Genomic DNA, 19,615 nt, shown 5'->3' on the forward strand with positions numbered 1-19,615 from the left:
GCTCCTTTTTACCTGTATGAACTAAGAAATAGAGCAAATGTATTCAATAAATTATACATGACATTCCTTCTCTGGCTTGGGAGCCTACCTTTTCGTGCCAGCCCTTTCCTTTTCAGGGCGAAAACAAAGGAAGAAAACGAATGAAAGCCGGATAGGAAGTAAGGAAGCAGCATAATCGAAGTAAAAAACATGCGAGCAATTCGAAGAAGGATTAAATCCGGGTATGTGTTTGGATAACTCAAATACAGCTGGCGTTTTCTGCTTTGAGGACTGTCAAAAATTGAGCCTTGAGGTCAAGTAGCTTTCCCTCGCCTACAATTTGCTTAAGAAGACAGCAATAGACCAAACAGCAGAAATGGCGGTGCAGGAATAACCCTAGCATCGCCATTTCTTATATTCTCACTTCACTAAATTTCCATTAAGCGAACTGTCCTTCAAGTGAGCAAAGCTACTTTTGGGGAGAGCACCCTATTTGCTGTTATTATCCAGCTTCTTCCTGACTGCGCTGCTCCATCGAAGCAGCCGCAGCGCGATTCATGGCGCGATAGCCGTAAGCCAGCAAAGCAATCAATACAGCTCCCGCCATCACTGGCGTAAACAAAAACGACCAGGATGCCCCGCCAAGTATAATAACGACCGGATTCGCCCCTGCCGGAGGATGCATCGTACCTGTTAACTGCATGACTAGAATCGACAAGCCTACCGATATGGCGATTGCCCACGTCGAAGAACCCATTACATGAAGCATTATAAGACCTATAATTGCACTTATGAGGTGGCCACCAATAATATTGCGCGCCTTTGCAAGCGGGCTGTCTGGCAGTGAGAAAACAATCACACAGCTGGCACCGAAAGGCGCCATCAGCATCACCACTGATAAAAGGTCTCCTAGATTAAGCAATAAGGCAACCGTTAGAGCAGCCCCAATAGGTGCTGCGAGATGCTTCATATGCCTGCTTTTCAAATATTGCATCCGCCTTCCCCTCTCCCTTCATCTACTTTACTATTCCATGACAGGTAAAATAAGTGCTGCTTCGTATCTCTTTGCCATGATATCATCATTTACATATTCCAATATTGAATATTATCAATAGATCCCATTTCATTATGAAATATCAATAGGGAGGTCAAGTTATACATGCTGGACATGCTGGAGGGCCGTCTATTCCATACCTTCATCGCTGTGCTTGAAGAGCAAAGCTTCAGCCGTGCGGCTGACAGACTGGGGTATGTCCAATCAACAGTCACAACCCATATCAAACAACTGGAAGAGGCTAGCGGTAGAAAACTGTTCAATCGCCTTCCACGCGGCGTCGAGCCTACTGAGGCAGGTATAAGCCTATCCCGTTACGCCTATGAATTCATGGCGCTAGGCAGCTCCTTGAAGGAAGCGCTGCAGCAATCTGACTTCCCGAGCGGGACGGTTAGATTAGCGGCTCTGGAATCATTCGCCGTGGCTTACCTGCCACAGGTACTTCCCGTATTTCTACAACGTTACCCGTTAATCAAGCTGAACTTAACGACGGGACTAATGCCTCATATTGTCGAGCAAGTGCTGCAGAATCGTGCAGAGCTCGGCATTGTCCCACAAGATCCGCATCATGAGGGACTGGTATTCACTCCGCTTGTGCAGGAGCAGTTGGTCCTCATCTGCTCCCCTGATCTCCGCGAAAGGTTCAATCAGGGAAGCTGGGCAGGCCTGCAGGATAAGGCATTCATCAGCTTTGGCGAGCAATGCGTGTACCATGCTGAAGGCAGGGAAGTTCTGCAATTGGTCGATCTTCCCGCAATGGATCAGCTTACTTTTCCGAGTATTGAACTGATTAAGCAAACCGTTCTCTATGGGATGGGACTGTCCTTCGTACCACAATCTAACGTCAGAGCCGAGCTCGCCTCAGGAACGTTGTGCACCTTGCCCTTGAACAAACCTTCCACGCTTAATCATGGGCTTGTGGTTCGCAAGGGGCGCAGTCTTGAAGCCGCGGGCAGAGCCTTTGTCGAAGTAATCACTGAGCTATATAGCAAAGGCCAACCCTCTCTATAAAAGAGAGGCTGGCCGCAGTTGGATTAATTGTCTGAAAGTGCTGATACATCTTCAACGAATTGATACAGCTTCTCTACCTGAGCTTCGCCAATAGATCCGCTATTATTATAGATCAGAATAGAGGATTGCGGAATCTCCCACTGAATATCTGGCACAAAGTGAACTCTCTTCTCAAAATCCGCCCAATGATCAAGCTTCCATTGATCACGGTCGGTTTGCCTAGCGACAATTCTGTTTTTCTGCAAATCCATATCGTCCAGCGTAACGACAATCACCTTAACCGCTACCTGCTGCCGTGTTAATCCAGCTGCCCCAAGAACCTCCTCGATCCAGCCCTTATTTTTCAATTCCGCTGTAAAGGGAGAAATCATGAATACATTCTGGCCTGCAACGAGATTCTCAATGCAAATATCTTTTGTCGTGTCATATTCCAAATCACGTAAATTTTGTTTGTAATAATCGGAATCCCGATCATTCTTGTCCAGTCCATTCTTCTCCAGCATCGCTTCCACGAATCTGCCGCCTACCGTGTCCCGGTCAAGAAATGCTGCTGGAATTCGTTCGGCCAGCTTTCTCGCGACGGTGGTCTTGCCTGTTCCTGCTACCCCTACAAAAAATACCAATTTCTGCATATGCTCACGTCCTCATTCCGCTCTCTGGTGTATAATTCGACTAATTGTATCATTTCTTTCCCCCTTTTGGGTATGTCAAAAAAAGAGAAAAGGGATAGCAAATAGGCCTTGAGCCTTTTGCCATCCCTTTTTCCATCGTCCTTAATGTCTGCCCGAGCGTCGATTGCCTCCGCTATTGCCGCTAGGATTATTCTGCGCATCATGCTTTTCATTCTTCGCGATAACCTGATCAGCAAATTCTGGATTGATCTTGTACTTTTTGCTCTTATCTTTCTGAGATTGGGACATCGTCTTACGCACCTCCCCTCCTTCTTATCATTCCAATTATTCATCCCGCTTACCCTTCCAACAGCAAGGCAAGCTGCTTCCTTATTTCTCCGCTGGCGAGCACCTGCTCCTTGAACGCTTCGCGCGCTCCAATGTTCGTATTCATATCCACATTCGCGAACCACTCATTCAGAACATTCTCGTAGGCACGATGCATCGAATTGTCGAACCAGTCCACCTCGAAATCTGCTTCTGTGCGAATGATGGCCTGCATGTCATAATCCCTGTCTACGGCTCTCGAGAAATAGACCAACGCATTGGGCACCGCCGCACTGTCTGTCTTCACCTCTACCTCCACACAGCGGATGCCGTCCCGATCGACCGCACGCAGCACGAAAGCCTCCAGCACTTTCATCGCCTGCTCCTCCCTTCTTTTTAGAAAAGGTTCATCGACTCAATATGCTGCCTTGTCTCCTGTGTACCGCATTCATGCAGCAAGCGATAAATCTGTACAATTAAATCATCTGAGCCGCCATTGATCTGCTCGTCACTTGCTGTTTCGTAAGGATGATAGGCAAAATGGGCAATTTCCGCTTCACCCATGCTCGATAAATCCTCGAACAGCACCTCAAGGCGAGTCCGATCCTCCTCATTCGCCCGAATGACAAGCTCATAAGCAGCAACGGTAGGATCCTCCAAAATTTGTCCTGCTTGCACAGAAATATAATAGGTTTTTGCTTCCTCCTGCTGCGTGTTGTCTTCAGCCATTGTTATACATTCCACTCCTTCCTGCTCCTGTTGAATCATAGAAATCAGACTCTGTTAGCATCCCCTTCTGGACAGACATTTTATCCCTTTTTTCAGCATATACCTTGTTATTATCACTACTGGAGTCCAGCAAGAGAAAGGAATGAGCATAATGTGTGGAATAACGGGCTGGATCGATTGGGCAAGAGATTTGACCCATGACAGCAATAATCTAGAGAAAATGACCGAGACGCTTGCCCTGCGCGGCCCCGATGCATCCGGCACCTGGATCTCGGCCCACTGCGCGCTTGGACATCGCAGGCTGAGCGTCATCGATCCCGAGAACGGCGCGCAGCCCATGATCAGGCGAACAGGCGATGACACTTATGTGGTCGTCTATAATGGCGAGCTATACAATGCCTTAGAGCTGCGCAAGGAACTGGAGAGCCGCGGGCGCTCCTTCTCCACGCATTGCGATACAGAGGTTCTGCTCGTTTCCTTTATGGAATGGGGAAAAGCATGCGTGGAGCGTTTTAATGGCATTTTTGCTTTTGCCATATGGGACGTGACAGAGCAAGAGCTCTTCCTCGCTCGCGACAGACTGGGCGTTAAGCCCTTATTCTTCAGTACGGTTGACGGCCTCTTCCTCTTCGGCTCAGAGCCCAAAGCGATCCTTGCCCATCCTGCTGTCAAACCAGAGGTAGGAGCAGAAGGAATCGCTGAGGTGTTCATTCTTGGTCCCGCAAGAACGCCTGGCCAAGGCGTCTACAAGCATATTACCGAGGTCCTCCCCGGGCAATGCTTGACCGTTACTCGTTCAGGCGTGCGCTCTGCTAAATACTGGAGTCTGGAGAGCTTCCCTCATGAGGAAAACATCGACGACACAGCCGAGCATGTTCGCGAGCTGCTCAAGGACACGACTGGACGCCAGCTCATCTCCGATGTTCCAGTCTGCACCCTTTTGTCTGGCGGGCTGGATTCCAGCGCACTCACTACACTTGCTGTCCGCTATTACGAGGAGACTGGACAAGGAAACGTGCATACGTACTCCGTCGATTATGCAGACAACGACAAGCATTTTCAGGCTCATGCCTTCCAGCCCAACAGCGATGCGCCGTGGATTGAGAGAATGACCAGCCATCTGAATACGATCCACCATTCGATCCAATTCGACACCCCTGAGCTGGTCACCGCATTAAAAGATGCGACCCTCGCCCGGGATTTGCCCGGCATGGCCGATGTGGATGCTTCCTTGCTGCTCTTCTGCCGGGAAATCAAAAAAGGAGCGACTGTTGCCATATCAGGGGAAGCAGCGGATGAAATATTCGGCGGATACCCGTGGTTCCACCGTGAGGAAGCACTTAATGCCAATACCTTTCCCTGGTCGCTAGCGTCGTCTATGCGTGCAGAGCTTCTGTCTCCAGACGTTGCCGAGTGGATTAAGCCGCTTGATTATATAGGAGACCGATACAGCGATGCTATTGCAGAGGTCCCACATCTTGCGGGCGAAAGCGAGCAACTCCGTAAGATGCGGCAAATGTCGTATTTGAACATTACCCGCTTCATGCCTACTTTGCTTGATCGCAAGGACCGCATGAGCATGGCTGCCAGCCTTGAGGTTCGCGTACCCTTTTGTGATCATCGGCTGGTCCAATATGTATGGAATATTCCATGGGAGATCAAAGCGGCAGGAGACCGCGAAAAAGGCATTCTGCGAAAGGCGCTTCGGGGAGTTCTTCCCGATGATGTGCTGACTCGCAAAAAAAGCCCCTATCCCAAAACGCATAACCCTAATTACTTAGCTGCTGTTAAATCACTGCTCTTGGATGTATTAAATGATCCCTCCTCACCGCTGCTCCCGCTGATCAACGTTCCAAAAGTGCGGGAGCTCACCGAATCAGCTTCCGCCAGCTCCAATATTCCTTGGTTCGGTCAATTAATGTCGGGACCGCAATTATTCGCTTATTTATACCAGGTTAACCTTTGGCTTAAAGAGTATGGTGTAACCATCAAATAGCAGCATGAAGAACCCCCGGCATTCACCAGCCTCCTCTATGGAAGCTCCTTGAATGCCGGGGGTTCTTTGAATCCCGTTCTATTTGCTTACAGCGGTTTAATCTTCTCCAGCAGCTTAGTTAAGGCATCACCACGATGACTAATTTGCTGCTTCTCTTCCTTGGTAAGCTCCGCCATTGCCTTGTCCAGCTGCGGAAGCCAGAAAAGCGGATCATAACCGAAGCCGAAACTGCCTCTTGGTTGGCTGGCAATAAGGCCATCCACGGTCCCTTCTGCTTCGATGAACTCACCTGTGCTCGGATCATAAAGCGCTAATGCACATACGAATTGCCCCTTGCTAAGCAATCTTGTACCGTCGGCAAGCGGCTCTCCCGCTTCAGGAGCCGCCAGCCGGGCAAGGTCCTCCAGCAGCTTGGCATTATTCTTCTCATCGGTTGCACCCTCACCGGCATACCTTGCGGAGTACACGCCCGGATCGCCGCCAAGCGCAGCAACCCGCAATCCAGAATCATCCGCTAGTACGGGCACTTGAAAAGCATCGCCTGCAGCCTTCGCCTTAATTCGGGCATTGGCTGCAAACGTAGCGCCATCCTCCACAATATCCGGGAATGCCGGATAATCATTAAGACTGGATACCTGTTTGCCAAGCTTGTTGAGCGCATGGGCAAATTCCTTCACCTTGCCCTCGTTCTTCGTAGCGATCAATATCGTATCATTCGATAGCTGGCTCAATGGCTTACCCTCCAATCCGGCTTGCCTGCTCGCCCAGAGCTTCGCGCTGCTTGTCGCATAGCGTGCGAATGCCGCCTTCCGCAAGCTCAAGCAGCTGGTTCAGCTCATCCCGCGAGAACGGCGCATCTTCTCCTGTACCCTGCACTTCGACAAACTTGCCGTTGCCAGTCATAACCACATTCATATCGACCTTTGCCTTGGAATCCTCTTCATAGTTCAAGTCCAGCAAGGCTTTCTCTTGTATGACTCCTACACTTACCGAGGCGAGATAATCCGTGATCGGATATTTGGCAAATTGCACCGTCTTGGACAGCTTATTCACAGCAAGGCAGAGGGCTACGAAAGCACCCGTAATGGACGTTGTCCGTGTCCCGCCATCTGCTTGAATAACATCGCAGTCCAATGTAATCGTACGCTCTCCAAGTGCTTGCAGGTCAACGACGGATCGTAACGCCCGTCCGATCAAGCGCTGGATCTCCATTGTGCGCCCCGTTAGCTTGCCTCTGGCTGCTTCCCTCTGATTACGGGAATGAGTAGCCCGTGGCAGCATCGCATACTCCGCATTAATCCATCCCTTGCCTTGTCCCTTCATGAAAGGCGGGACACGCTCCTCAACGCTAGCCGTACAGACGACCTTAGTATCACCGAACTCTATAAGGACGGAGCCCTCCGCATATTTATTCACACCTGTTGTTATGGTTACCGGACGAAGCTCATCCGTTTGTCTACCATCTATTCGCATGCCTGTTTCCTCCTGAGTGTTTCGTTGACTTGGTTCAATCCTTCCTATTTTACCAAAGTCATACGCGAAAAGCACCCGCCAAGCTTAATAATAACTCCTACCTCTTCTGCAAAAAAATCAAAAACCAATCGTCCATAACCGAATTAACGTTCAAAGAGACCAACCATATTTCACTTGATTATTAAAACATATCTAAAAAATTAGCATAAACCAAGGTGCATGCGCCCGCTAGAAAAACAAGGGTAGAGAATGATCGATTCCAAAGAGTGCCTTCTCTGTTTAGCCAAACAGTTGGTAAAATAACGATTAGACCAATGCAAGTCAGAGCGATAAGCCCCGAAATTATATATCCTACTATTAGAATTACAGCACGGAAATCATCGCTTTGTGTAAACATAACCATGAGCATTACAAGTCCTAGCAGCAGAATGAATAGGTTAAGAAGTTTTGATAATCGTCTCGAATGAAGAGCGCCACCCTCGAGTTTCTTTTTTTTCTTTCTACGGAACAACTGAAATAATGCGATAATACATCCGATCAGAGCGATACCGAATACAGATGGTCGTATGATACTTTCCATAACTATTTCCTTCGAGCTTAATTTTTCCATGGTTTGAAGTGGTGTCTTCATATTCACTAGTAAATATTGATTGCCTTCTGGATCCTCCCTCAGTACAAGCCGACGATTAGTGCCCTCTTTAATGTATGTTCCATCTTCCGTCTTTACGTATGTTCCGCTGACATTGGAATCAAATGTACTCAGTTTTACATTTCCATCTTTATCAGTACGGATACCCATCTTTAAGAATAACCCTCTAGATTTCAAAGGGCCTTTAAGTATCCGCTGTGCAAAGACATACTTGCCTTCGAATGATTTAGGGTTTACCGAAGAAGAATTAGACAAAACTCCAGTTTTATCAGGCTTCACCTTGGAACTCATATCCACACTAAAAAATTTATAAATCTCCTCTTCCATACCATCACGCAAATTACCATCATCAAGCGTATTGTAAGTGAGGAAGAAACCAAGATTATCTTTAGGAAGAATCGAAAGTTGGCTCGTATATAAATCCGTATCGCCATCATGCATTAGAATATTATAATTTTTGAAATTTTGGTAGAATCCATAGCCATATCCAGGCATGGCGACATTAGCTGTGAAATGAACTTCTCGCATACTCTGCGCAGTGCTTTCCTCCAATATTCGTCCGCCAACAGCAGAACCATTTTGCAAATGGGCCAGGAGGAACTTGGACATATCTTCAGTAGTAGCAACGATTGAACCAGCGGGATACACCAGTATACTACCTACAGGCTTTTCGACAAAACTCTTTCCATCGTACGCATATCCTTTTGACATCTTTGGCAATACATCGGGACTTAAATTATAGCTGGCTTCCGTCATTGCTAGAGGTTTAAAAAGACGCTCTTCCATGTACTCGCCAAATGATAGACCACTAACTTGTTCCACGATATGTCCAATCAACGCGTATCCATAATTACTATACTGTATGACCTCTCCTGGGCGGCGGATCAACGGAGGCATATGTTTATCGATCGTTTCCGACAAAGGTATCGTGTAATCAAGTAATTCTTCACTGTAGATGCCTTCCATACTTTCTGCAAAACCACCCGTTTGCGTCAGTAATTGCTTCATTGTCAGAGGAGTATCATAGGGGTTGTCAATCTTCACATCAGTAAGGTATGTATTGACATCCTTATCGATATCTATCATTCCTTGTTCCACAAGTTGCATTGCGGCTGTAGCCGTGAACAGCTTTGTCACAGAACCTATTCTGAAGAGTGTCTTATCCGGGTCTACCAAAGACTGGCGCACCACATCCTCATATCCATAACCTTTTTTGAGAATTACCTTACCATCCTTGACGATGACCAGAGACGCACCAGCAACGTGGTATTCCTCCATGCTCTTGTTCATATATTCATCCATCACTTCTTCTAAACCCTTCTGTCCCCCCCCTGCTTCCTCCGCTGATATGTATGTACTCATAGTACTCATCAAAAAACTCAAGACCAGTATACACGGGATTACCTTCAAACCCTTTAATATCATTCTCATCTAAAGCACCTCATCCATGTAAGTTAGTAATTGGCTCATCAACCCTTTACTTGCGGTTTCACCTCTGCTTACCAGTATACATGGCAAATATTATCATTTATGAAATAAAAACATACAACTTTCTTACAATTTACCTGTTGGGATAACTACAGAAAATACGGTCTCTTCTACGGTACTATTTACAGAAATACTTCCTCCATGAATTTCTGCGATGCTTTTTGCAATCGCCATCCCCATTCCTTTTCCACCTGTATTCGTATTCCGCGACTTCTCGCCACGATAATATTTCTCAAATATATAAGGCAGGTCCTCAGGAGGAATTGCCTTGCCATAATTAGCAATTTGCACAATGACTTTATCATCCTTCTTTAATAGGCGAATATTAATTTCTTTACCCGAATAACCATAAAAAATAGCATTACTGATTATATTCTGCAATAATCGAACCATTAAAGAGGTATCCACTTCTACTTGAAATTCCCCCCCGTGGCTCTCAATCGTAAACCTCATGTCCGCCTTCTCTAATTGGGGAACAAAATCAATCATGACTTGTTGGAGTAACTCCTTCATTCCAACCTTCTCCTTGTCCAAGCCTCCCCCGCGAAAGTTTATATGACAATAATCCATCAGATCTTGAATTTGGTTTTTTAACTCATCGCACTTTTTTTTACATATATCCACATAATTTATACAGGTTAAAACATCATTTTCAATATTGATTTTAACTAGCTCCATGTAGCCGATTAGCGAGGTTACTGGAGTTCTCAAGTCATGTGAGATGCTAACTATCATTTCATTCTTCATATTTTCAGTCTGATTTTCTCTCTCCATCGATTCCTTCAAGCTCTGCACCATCGCATCAATTCCTCGCGCTAGATTCCCGATTTCATCTCTAGTCTCCATCTCTATGCGAATATTTATATTACCTTCTCTCATCTGATTAACGCATTTATTGATATGCTCGATGCGTCGAATAATTTTTATAGAAAAAATATAGAAAAATAAAAATGTTAAAACTACAAAAATGGAAAAATAAACGAAGGAGTACCTCTCTTCCCACCTAGCTAGATCCCCAAATGCCAACAATATGCTCTGTAACAATAGGTTCTGTATTACAATAATTGAAAGGCCAGCAGCTATAACGCTGGCGGCGAAAATCAAAAGAAATTTAAAACGAATTCCTATGCGCCAATTAACTCTCAATTTTATATCCTACTCCCCATAGATTTTTCAGAATTTTAGATTCCCTTGGATTATCCTCAATCTTCTCTCTTAATCTAGCGATATGGACCATCACCGTATTATTCCCCTCAAAATACTTATCTTTCCATACTTTTTTGTAAATTTCCTCCAAAGTAAACACTTGACCCACATGCAGAGCCAATAAAAGGAGAATCTCATATTCCGTTTTTGTTAATTTGACTACGTTTCCGTAAACTGTCACTGCACGAGAACGGACATCGATTTGCAACCCTTTAATTCGGATGATATGATCTTCGGAAGCGGCTTCTAACCTGTGGTTCAGGTAAGTATACCTTCGAAACTGAGCCTTAACTCTGGCCGTTAGTTCGATTGGACTGAACGGTTTAATCATATAGTCATCCGCACCGGCACTAAGTCCAACAACTTTGTCCAAGTCAGTCGATTTTGCACTTAGCATAATAATAGGAATATTGTAATGTTCCCGAATTCTTCTGCATACCTCTACCCCATCGAGATCCGGCATCATAATATCAAGGATGACCATACGAATCTCATGACATAGCAACTTTTTCAAAGCATCAGTGCCACTGTTGGAAATCACTGTCCTATAACCTTCCTTACCTAAAAACACTTTAATAAATTCTACAATATCTGGATCATCATCAACGATGAGTATCGTTTCCTGTTCCACCTTCGATTTCCCTCCTAAATGGCGGAGGTTTCCCTTAAAAGGGAAACCTCCTGGTCCTCAAGCTAAAAAATTCATTTTACGCCAATAACTTGTCATACGCCTTACAGCATCACGGTCCATTGTGCCCCAATGAAAACCTAGACGAGTAAGCAATTCTATTGTTCTTTCATTAAGAATTGTCCACTCCGTGCTCTGTTCTTGCTTCCCATTCACCATATAAATTAATACTTGATCAATGTATGGTCTTACATCTGGGTCGTGCAGATGAGTATTAACGTAATCAATAAAATCCCCAAAGGGCAATACTTCTATATTAGGATAAACATCCTTCAACCACAAAGCCATATCTTCTAATGAAACCAGATTGGGATTATAAATATGGTGAATCTCACCTTTAAATGCCTTTTTGTCATACAACATAACAATTGCGCGTGCGAGTTGATCAACAAAGGAGAAATTGAGACTTTTCATTTCCATAGCCGGAAATGCATTCATACCCAGATATGATTTGAATGTTTTGTAGACAGCATTATCCTCCATGTTCTCTTGGAACGAGCCTGAGTCATATTGAAAAGATACGTTGCCAAGACGGTAGATGTTCACACATAATGAAGGTTCATCCGCTGCGGCAGCGAGAACTATCTTTTCAGAATCAAGCTTGGTTTGTGAATAGTAACTGTTAGAAACCTGGCCCGAATCTACATCAAACTCCGTAAACAGGCTAGCGGCAATTCCGGGAATTACTCCGTCGCTGACAGTCGTTGTCGAGATATGATGAAAATCTTTTTTAGTTCCCTTCAGTGCTAATTGGATTACATGACGGGTTCCTTGAACATTAATCGCATGGAATGTTTTATAATCCCCATAATGCTTAACAAAAGCTGCCGAGTGTATAATGCAATCAATGTCCCCTGAAAGTTTCTCGTACTCTTGTTCGCCAAGTCCAAGATTTTCTTCCATAATATCGCCAGCTAAAACTACAATACGCTTTGCAATATACTCCTGAAATAATCCTCCGAAGTAAAAGGAAAGCTTCTGTCTTAATCGCTCTTCCGCCTCATATGTGTCCCGCCCCCGAACCAATACTGTGACTGTGCTATCGGTTGAGAGTAAAAGCTCCCTCAGTATGTATATGCCTACATAACCCGTGACACCAGTAAGAAAAACATGGCGGTAACTCTTTTTCTCGTTAAGATTCATGTCAGTATATCGTTCCATTTTTTTCTTATACTCATTGTATTGAGCTTCGATATTTTTTTCAATTAACGCATCATTTCTTTGGTTTTCCTGAGAAAGCCAACCTTCTTTTGCCTGCTTCAGTTGGAATGATAAGTCCATGCTAGTTGTCTCGATGCTCTTTGCAAGATTCCTGATCGTCTGATACTTATAAATGTCATTAATCGCTATCTGAAAACGTTCGGACAAAAGACTGGCTGATCGGATTGCCTTCAGGGAATCACCGCCAATGGAGAAGAAATTATCATCAATTCCAACTTGTTCTTGTCGAAGCAACTCCTTCCATAGCTCAGCAATTTGCCTCTCAGTCTCATTCCTTGGTGCCACATATTCCTGTGACCCGCTCTCATTAAACTTTGGTTCAGGAAACCCTTTTCTATCTATTTTACCATTAGCTGTGAGTGGAAACTCTGACATTTGGATACAGCAAGAGGGAATCATATAATGAGGCAGCACGGCAGTCAAATAACTTGCCAGTGCAGTGTTCGTCACAGAGCTCTCAGCAACATAATAAGCACATAAATACTTATTCAACTCCAAGTCCTCTCTATCAATTACTACCGCATTTTTTATACCAGGATAATCTAAAATTCTCGCTTCAATCTCTCCAAGCTCGATGCGAAATCCACGAATCTTAACCTGATCATCTTTGCGCCCAGCAAAATCGATAGTTCCATCCTCACACCATCTTGCTAAATCTCCAGTACGATACAACCGATCTCCCATCCTGAACGGGTTGGACACGAATTTCTCAGCCGTCAGATCGGGACGATTCCAGTACCCCCGAGCCAATCGTCCGCCGGAAATGCACAGTTCACCATTAACCCCTAGAGGACAGATATTATCATCCTCATCAAGAATATAAATCAACGTATCATGGATCGGCCTGCCAATCTTCGCCTGATTAGCAATGCTCATATTCCGAAGAATGGTCGAGACGATCGTATTTTCTGTTGGACCATATTCGTTGACTAATTCGATACCATATTCATTGCATAGCTCAATCAGGCTCGACGGCGTCCTGTCTCCCCCTACAGTAATAGTCCTAATGTTCTGTACATCATCTTGCCCAATGCCATCCATAATGAGGTTGATTAATGCAGGAACGCCATGCAGGCGGGTAATCTTCTTTCCGCGAATTTGCAATCGCAATGCCACTGGATTCTTAATTTCATTAGAGTTCAACAACAAGACAGCGCTACCTGCCAGAAGCGGAGCAAAGAAGCCACCAACAAAGCCATCAAATGAATATGACACAAGTTGCAGCACGATATCCCCTGGAGCGAAGCCATACTCGTCCTTGCGCCATAGCATCGTCCGGGATACAGTCCGATGTTCGATCATGACTCCTTTGGGCCTACCACTTGATCCAGAGGTATAGATAAGATACGCAAGCTCCTCTTGCTTCTGTGCCAGGCCAAGGTTCTCTCCTAAGCCTACATAACACTCCGAATCGTCTACGTTTACAACTTGTCCCCAGTCGTCGAATCGGCTAACATACGCATCTTCTGTTAATATGACTGCAAGCTTACAATCCTCGATCATGAAAGACAACCGATCTTCTGGGTAACTGGGATCAAGCGGAACGTATGCACCACCTGCTTTTAGAATAGCTAATAATCCAACTGCCAACCCGATTGACGGCTCCACCATGATACCTACTAATTCGCCTGTACGCAGCCCTCGAGAGCGCAACGTCACGGCTAGTCGATTAGCTTGTCGGTTAAGCTCCTTGTAAGTAACCGATGTGGCCCCAGCTAAGACCGCTGTAACTTCCGGAGTCAATAATGCCTGCCGCTCAAACAGCTCATGTAACAGCAGATCCACAGTTGGCCTCTCCGTGTCGTGGTTAAATTTATGTAATATTCTATCGTATAGATCAGCCGGAATTGCTCCAAGATTCTTGATCGGTGCATATGGACTCAGGCTAATCTGTCCGATCAAGAAGTCCAGACTTTGAGCAATCCGCTCCACCGACGATTGTCTGTACAGTCGAGGCGCATATTGAATGCTAAACCTAACGTCTTCTCCGACTACGGAGAAAATGAACGTCAAAGGGCAGTTCAAATGCTCGACGTAGGTTTTGTCATGAATATCGTCAACCAGAAGCATTACATCTGGTAATGGAACCGAAATTCCTCCTCCATTTGAATTTCTTTCGAAATAGGTTTTCTCTAAAGGGAAATTTTGATTATCAACAGCATCCTTGACTACATCACGAACCGTTAGCAGCAGATCTTTGAATAATATATCCCCTTTAACATCAGATCTAAAAGGGAGCAGGGTATTGATAAATATTCCTTCTCTTGATTGTTTATAAATAGGCGAGACAATAATAATATCCTTAAGACCGGAATATTTATACAGCATAATCTGCATGATGGCTACTAGCAACAGATGCATTTTATAAGGAGAGCCGCCACTTAGCCGTCCCAACCCTTCGGTTGCCTCCGTAGAAAGTGAAACAGAAATGCTCTCTCTCACCAAAATTGCAACTTCTTCTTGTATCGGATCATAGGGAAATGACGCCTTGCCCCCAGCACCGGATAACTGCTGATCCCAATATAGTCGTTCTGTATCGCTTTTCTTCAAAATACCGACTCCGCTATCTTTTTCGTGCATGTGTTCTCCTCCTCTAAACACTGACTTCCGCATTTTTCACGCTAGCTTTCTTTCTCTTGTTATAAGCGAACAAAATCAAGATAGACACCATGTTTACAAAAGCCGTACAGATGCCCGTAGACGTAGCAATTTCAACATTAAATAACATAACGTTACCTTGGGACTCGAATGTGAGTAGTGTAGGAAGCCCGTAATCGTATTTCTGAAGCGTTACGACGTTCAGCAGCAAAAAATGAAGTGTGGAGTGAATGCCCGCTGTGATAAATAAATTTTTTGTTGTCATATATAAATAGCCAAAGAAAATACCAGTAAGAAATATCCCAAGTAAATCCAAGGGCTTAATGATATTTGGAACTTCGGACATCATGAAAATAAAGGAAGAGATATAAATCGCAGACTTCCGATTCCATTTCAGAAGACGATTCAGGATATACCCGCGGAAGAAAATCTCTTCATAAAATCCTGTAACAACACTGAAGACAATACCGCTAGCCATGAAGGTTGCAAACGTACTATTGAGGTTATTTAGTGACTCCGCTTTAGAATAGGCAATTACATTCGTGAGCATGCCAAATGCAAGAAAAACAAACATAGTAACTAGTGCAATAATAATGCCTTTCCTGAACAGTGAACTGTTACGTTTGAACGAATCTTTGCGAAACTCAGCCATAAGATTCTGGTTATTCACTTTTTTTGAATAAAAAAACAACAACGCTAAAAAGGATATATTAGATAAAGAAGTTGATAATAGGAAAAGAGGATTATTCATTACAGCCATGCCAATCTGCTCCTGTGACATCTGGGAGTCAGATACACCATTGGACATTGTATAATACATTTGAAATAGACTATGAATCCCCATATTCATCCCATTAATGATAACAAAGGAAGCTATGAACAACAGAATAATTCCGCCGAAAGTTTTCAATGCGCTTGAGCTATTCTTCATGAATACAAACCCTCCACCTATCAATTAAGTCGTGCAAATTAAAAATCAAACATGATATCTGCTTGCTTTATGGGATTGGTGTCTGCTGTTATATAAGGACTAGAAACCTCAATCTCTTTCAATGGAATGAGAGGAGTCGCAACGATTTGCTCTAGCACCTCGACAAACTGCTGCCCAAACCACTCTATTGTACGATGACGAAACAAAGCCGTCTGGTATTCAAAGCTAAGCTTCAAGTGACCGTTTTGCTCGAATACGATTAGAGAAATCGCATAAGGTGATTGGCTTACCTGATACTCCAGCGACGAAACCTTCAAATCCTCCAATACAAAATCTTTCGTTGGGAGATTCTGCAGGGTAAAAGTAGTATCGAATAATAGACCTTTCTCCTGATTCCTCTCACGGCCCAACTTATTCACAAGTCGCTCGAATGGATAATCCTGTCCATCGAAAGCTCTGATCGATTGCTGTGTCACTTCCTCTAAAAAGGAGATAAAACATTTATCCCCATTTGGATAATTCCTCATAGCCAGCATATTTACAAACATACCGATGATCGGCTCGCATTCCGCTAAGCGTCTGCCTGAACTTGCAGATCCTACGACAATGTCATTCTGCCCCGTATGTTTCATCAAATGAGTATTATAGGATGCCAGCAGAACGTTATACAAAGTAGTTTTTTGTAAAAGTGCTAACGCTTTAAGTGAGCTTGTAAGTTGCTCAGAGAGTAGAATCAAAACGGAATCTCCGCTATAGTCAACTTCAGAAGACTTTGAATAATCAGTCTGTAAGGCAAGTGCCGGTAGATCTCCCGAGAAGGTTTCAAGCCAATAACGCTCTTGTCCGATCATCTCCTCAGATTCCAAATACCCTTCCTGCCATACAGAAAAATCCTTGTACTGTACCTTAATATCCGGCAGTTCCTCACCGTGATAGAACTTCATGAACTCATCAACGAAGATTCCTATGGAATACCCGTCTGTAATAATATGATGCATATCAAACATAAACACATGCCTATATTTGGTAATCTGCAATATCTCACAGCGGAACAAAGGAGCAATCGCGAAGTCAAATGGTTGAATGAACTTCTGGAAGCGATCTTCAATTTCTTCTTCATGCCCCTTCTTCACAGGCAGAGTAACATTCAGGGCTGAATGGATGATCTGGACGGGCTCTCCCTGAATAAGTTCAAAGGAGGTTCGTAAAGACTCATGTCTTTGAACCATTTTATTCAAAGTATTTTCAAAGCGCGGTAGATCCAATTCGCCATCCAGTATGCAAGCTCCATACATGTTGTAAGCCGTATGAGCTCCTTCCAGCAAACCAGTGATCAGCATCCTCTTCTGGGCCGAGGATAATGGATAATGCAAACGTTCCTCAGTTGGAATAATTTCATTGTAATTTTGCTTTCTATCTTCTTTGCGACGTAATTCTATCTTCACAGCCATCTCCTCAATCGACTGGGAAGCCAAAAGGTCACTCATTGAGACAGACGTCATGAATCGGCTCCGAACTTCATTTATCAGTTGAAGACCAATTACGGAATCGCCCCCAAGCTCGTAATAATTATCCTTAATTCCAATCTCCAGATAACCAAGCGCATATCCCCAAATATCAGCCAGTACTTGCTCGGTCTCCGTATAAACATCGTCAGCCCTTCCCTTTAAATGCACCTTAGGAGCCTGTATCCCGGCATTAGCATTTATTTGCAGGCGGTGCTCTCCTGTTTTCTCCGGAATATCCATCCAACAGCGGATAGGATCAAACGGGTAATAGGGTATTCGTACTCTCCGGCGTGCTTCTTTTGCATAAAGCAACATCCAGTCTACTCTGGCACCCTTTATGTAGTAATCAGCTATCTCCTGGAGATGATCCTCTCTGGCGCTTCCACCATCTGCTATATGACGCAGCTTATTCTGAATCTCTTCTTTTCTGAATGGAACTTCTGTCCCTCCATGAGCTAAATTATCTTCACCTATCACCCACTCTTCAAGAGCTTTAAATAAGCACTGCTTCGAATCTCCCACAACCGCTAGACGAAAAGCATAATGTCCTCTTCCCGTATTTGCCGTGTAGCAAATATCTGCCAGATCACTTTCGCCATCGCTCAGTAACTGCATAAAGTTCTCCTTCTGACGTTGCAGAGCGATTCTTGACTTGGCAGATAGAGCCAGAAGCTCGTGACGGTTCTCCTCGTGTTCGTGTTCCACAATCGGTGCCTCTTCCAATACCACATGACAATTTGTCCCACTGAGTCCGAATGAACTAACCCCGCAACGTCTCGGTCCATGCGGATTATCCCACTCCAATAACATATCGTTTACATAAACCGATGAATTCTCAAAATCAATTTTCCGATTCGGCATTTTCAAATGAACAATTGGAGCAATAGTTCCCTTACGCAAGGAGAGTACCGCCTTGACTACGCCTGCCAGTCCTGCCGCTGCTCCGAGGTGACCGATATTTGATTTCAGCGCGCTAACAGCACAAAATTGCTTATTCGCTGTGAACCTCTGAAAGGCTCGATTTATTCCATCAATTTCAATCGGATCTCCAAGGTTCGTAGCTGTTCCATGGGCTTCTATATAGGAGATTGATTCGGGGGCGATTTCGGCATCATTCCATGCTTGGGTTATCACATCTTCCTGCGCTACGGCATTGGGTGCTGTCATGCCTATAGAACTTCCATCATGATTGACCGCAGTCCCTTTAATTACTGCATAAACATGATCCTTATCCTCAAGTGCCTTGTCCAGCGGCTTAAGTACCAGGGCAATTACCCCCTCGCCTACACCCGTTCCGTCCGAAGCATCATCAAAAGACCGCGTACGGTTCGTACCTGATTCGATTCCCATCTTCTGCACTGTCTCTACAGGAAATACAACGAGTTCAGAAGTACCTGCAATTGCCATCTCACAATCCCCGGAGCGAATGCCTTGAATCGCTTGATGAAGAGCGACTAACGAAGAAGAGCAAGCCGTATCGACATAATAACTTGGACCATGAAAATCCATCATATATCCGATACGGCTCGGTATCATCGAGGGCATGTTGCCGATCATGGCCGCAGAGATATTCCCTGGTTGAACGTTTCGAATTAGATCCATATAACTTCCGATAACAGGATGACAATAACCGACATAAACACCTGTACGACTGCCTTTGAGCAAATCCCCTCCGTATCCGGAATCCTCTATCGCCTGCCAAGCGGTCTGAAGGAATAACCGCTGATTCGGATCCATAAGATTTGCTTCCTTTGGGGACATTTGAAAGAACAGGTGATCAAACTTGTCTATGTCCTTTAAATACGCCATCTCACAAAATTTAAGTTCCTCCTGGCCCATGTATGTAAAATATCGTTGTAGATCCGTCTTCCTACCCTCCGGTATACCGGTAATACAATCTTCACCTTCACTGACAATCTTCCAAAATTGTTCTATTTCAGTACTGCCGGGAAGTTGAAAACTCATGCCAACAATAGCAATATCCTTGGAACGGATCGGTACCCTTTGTTCTGAACTCTGTACATCATCAGGCAGCAAATCAAAATCATCGAAGTCAATCATGAATATCCATCCATCCTTCTTATATTAGATAGCCTACATAAGCATTCGAGTCCGCAATTCGATAGCGGAACGGATTTCTTGATTA

15 protein-coding genes are annotated in these 19,615 nt (G+C 44.6%); 2 read left to right on the forward strand and 13 right to left on the reverse strand.

The window, feature by feature from the left end; all coding sequences use genetic code 11:
- Positions 1-481: 481 nt before the first annotated feature.
- The gene (locus AC50YO_RS20925; protein WP_494850117.1) at positions 482-973 is read right to left on the reverse strand and encodes an HPP family protein; all 492 of its coding nucleotides are present in this window, start codon (positions 971-973) and stop codon (positions 482-484) included.
- A 165-nt stretch (positions 974-1,138) separates the two neighbouring features.
- Between AC50YO_RS20925 and AC50YO_RS20930 the strand changes: the two genes are divergently transcribed.
- Positions 1,139-2,044: a LysR family transcriptional regulator gene (locus tag AC50YO_RS20930; RefSeq protein WP_494850118.1), complete on the forward strand. Its 906-nt coding sequence runs from the start codon at positions 1,139-1,141 to the stop codon at positions 2,042-2,044.
- 23 nt (positions 2,045-2,067) lie between these two features.
- Here the strand turns inward: AC50YO_RS20930 and AC50YO_RS20935 are convergent, their stop codons facing one another.
- The 4 genes from AC50YO_RS20935 to AC50YO_RS20950 all read right to left on the reverse strand — a co-directional run bounded on the left by AC50YO_RS20935 (position 2,068) and on the right by AC50YO_RS20950 (position 3,726).
- On the reverse strand, positions 2,068-2,676 hold the full coding sequence (locus AC50YO_RS20935) for a P-loop nucleotide/nucleoside kinase family protein (RefSeq protein WP_494850119.1): 609 nt from the start codon (positions 2,674-2,676) through the stop codon (positions 2,068-2,070).
- Between the two features lie 141 nt (positions 2,677-2,817).
- Positions 2,818-2,964 carry a hypothetical protein gene (locus AC50YO_RS20940; RefSeq protein WP_494850120.1) on the reverse strand — a complete coding sequence of 49 codons (147 nt, stop codon included), beginning with the start codon at positions 2,962-2,964 and terminating at the stop codon, positions 2,818-2,820.
- Positions 2,965-3,013: 49 nt separating this feature from the next.
- Positions 3,014-3,358 carry a hypothetical protein gene (locus AC50YO_RS20945; RefSeq protein ID WP_494850121.1) on the reverse strand — a complete coding sequence of 115 codons (345 nt, stop codon included), beginning with the start codon at positions 3,356-3,358 and terminating at the stop codon, positions 3,014-3,016.
- A 20-nt stretch (positions 3,359-3,378) separates the two neighbouring features.
- Positions 3,379-3,726, reverse strand: coding sequence for a hypothetical protein (locus AC50YO_RS20950; protein WP_494850122.1), 348 nt, complete (start codon positions 3,724-3,726; stop codon positions 3,379-3,381).
- Positions 3,727-3,862: 136 nt separating this feature from the next.
- Here AC50YO_RS20950 and asnB point away from each other — a divergent pair, with 136 nt between their 5' ends.
- Positions 3,863-5,707 carry an asparagine synthase (glutamine-hydrolyzing) gene (asnB, locus tag AC50YO_RS20955; RefSeq protein ID WP_494850141.1) on the forward strand — a complete coding sequence of 615 codons (1,845 nt, stop codon included), beginning with the start codon at positions 3,863-3,865 and terminating at the stop codon, positions 5,705-5,707.
- Positions 5,708-5,793: 86 nt separating this feature from the next.
- Here the strand turns inward: asnB and rdgB are convergent, their stop codons facing one another.
- From rdgB to AC50YO_RS20995, 8 genes are all read right to left on the reverse strand, one after another.
- Positions 5,794-6,438 carry an RdgB/HAM1 family non-canonical purine NTP pyrophosphatase gene (gene rdgB / locus AC50YO_RS20960; RefSeq protein WP_494850123.1) on the reverse strand — a complete coding sequence of 215 codons (645 nt, stop codon included), beginning with the start codon at positions 6,436-6,438 and terminating at the stop codon, positions 5,794-5,796.
- A gap of 4 nt (positions 6,439-6,442) precedes the next feature.
- Positions 6,443-7,180, reverse strand: coding sequence for a ribonuclease PH (gene rph / locus AC50YO_RS20965; RefSeq protein ID WP_494850124.1), 738 nt, complete (start codon positions 7,178-7,180; stop codon positions 6,443-6,445).
- A 181-nt stretch (positions 7,181-7,361) separates the two neighbouring features.
- Positions 7,362-9,131, reverse strand: a complete 1,770-nt coding sequence (locus tag AC50YO_RS20970) for a serine hydrolase domain-containing protein (RefSeq protein ID WP_494850125.1) — start codon at positions 9,129-9,131, stop codon at positions 7,362-7,364.
- A gap of 252 nt (positions 9,132-9,383) precedes the next feature.
- Positions 9,384-10,463 (reverse strand): sensor histidine kinase, encoded by a 1,080-nt coding sequence (locus AC50YO_RS20975; RefSeq protein ID WP_494850126.1) that lies wholly within the window; start codon positions 10,461-10,463, stop codon positions 9,384-9,386.
- Positions 10,453-11,154 carry a response regulator transcription factor gene (locus AC50YO_RS20980; RefSeq protein ID WP_494850127.1) on the reverse strand — a complete coding sequence of 234 codons (702 nt, stop codon included), beginning with the start codon at positions 11,152-11,154 and terminating at the stop codon, positions 10,453-10,455. Before AC50YO_RS20980 ends, AC50YO_RS20975 begins: the two co-directional genes overlap by 11 nt.
- Positions 11,155-11,211: 57 nt before the next feature.
- A complete protein-coding gene (locus tag AC50YO_RS20985) occupies positions 11,212-15,012 on the reverse strand; it encodes a non-ribosomal peptide synthetase family protein (RefSeq protein ID WP_494850128.1) in 3,801 nt (1,266 codons plus the stop codon).
- A gap of 13 nt (positions 15,013-15,025) precedes the next feature.
- Positions 15,026-15,961 carry a CPBP family intramembrane glutamic endopeptidase gene (locus AC50YO_RS20990; protein ID WP_494850129.1) on the reverse strand — a complete coding sequence of 312 codons (936 nt, stop codon included), beginning with the start codon at positions 15,959-15,961 and terminating at the stop codon, positions 15,026-15,028.
- A 38-nt stretch (positions 15,962-15,999) separates the two neighbouring features.
- Positions 16,000-19,530, reverse strand: a complete 3,531-nt coding sequence (locus AC50YO_RS20995; RefSeq protein WP_494850130.1) for a condensation domain-containing protein — start codon at positions 19,528-19,530, stop codon at positions 16,000-16,002.
- Between the last annotated feature and the right edge of the window lie 85 nt (positions 19,531-19,615).

The organism is Paenibacillus sp. J22P59 (genome assembly GCF_059383895.1).

Coding starts and splice junctions, on each gene's coding strand:
- AC50YO_RS20925 (WP_494850117.1), bottom strand. CDS start 973: ATGCAATATTTGAAAAGCAGGCATATGAAGCATCTCGCAGCACCTATT.
- AC50YO_RS20930 (WP_494850118.1), top strand. CDS start 1,139: ATGCTGGACATGCTGGAGGGCCGTCTATTCCATACCTTCATCGCTGTG.
- AC50YO_RS20935 (WP_494850119.1), bottom strand. CDS start 2,676: ATGCAGAAATTGGTATTTTTTGTAGGGGTAGCAGGAACAGGCAAGACC.
- AC50YO_RS20940 (WP_494850120.1), bottom strand. CDS start 2,964: ATGTCCCAATCTCAGAAAGATAAGAGCAAAAAGTACAAGATCAATCCA.
- AC50YO_RS20945 (WP_494850121.1), bottom strand. CDS start 3,358: ATGAAAGTGCTGGAGGCTTTCGTGCTGCGTGCGGTCGATCGGGACGGC.
- asnB (WP_494850141.1), top strand. CDS start 3,863: ATGTGTGGAATAACGGGCTGGATCGATTGGGCAAGAGATTTGACCCAT.
- rph (WP_494850124.1), bottom strand. CDS start 7,180: ATGCGAATAGATGGTAGACAAACGGATGAGCTTCGTCCGGTAACCATA.
- AC50YO_RS20970 (WP_494850125.1), bottom strand. CDS start 9,131: ATGGATGAATATATGAACAAGAGCATGGAGGAATACCACGTTGCTGGT.
- AC50YO_RS20985 (WP_494850128.1), bottom strand. CDS start 15,012: ATGCACGAAAAAGATAGCGGAGTCGGTATTTTGAAGAAAAGCGATACA.
- AC50YO_RS20990 (WP_494850129.1), bottom strand. CDS start 15,961: ATGAAGAATAGCTCAAGCGCATTGAAAACTTTCGGCGGAATTATTCTG.
- AC50YO_RS20995 (WP_494850130.1), bottom strand. CDS start 19,530: ATGATTGACTTCGATGATTTTGATTTGCTGCCTGATGATGTACAGAGT.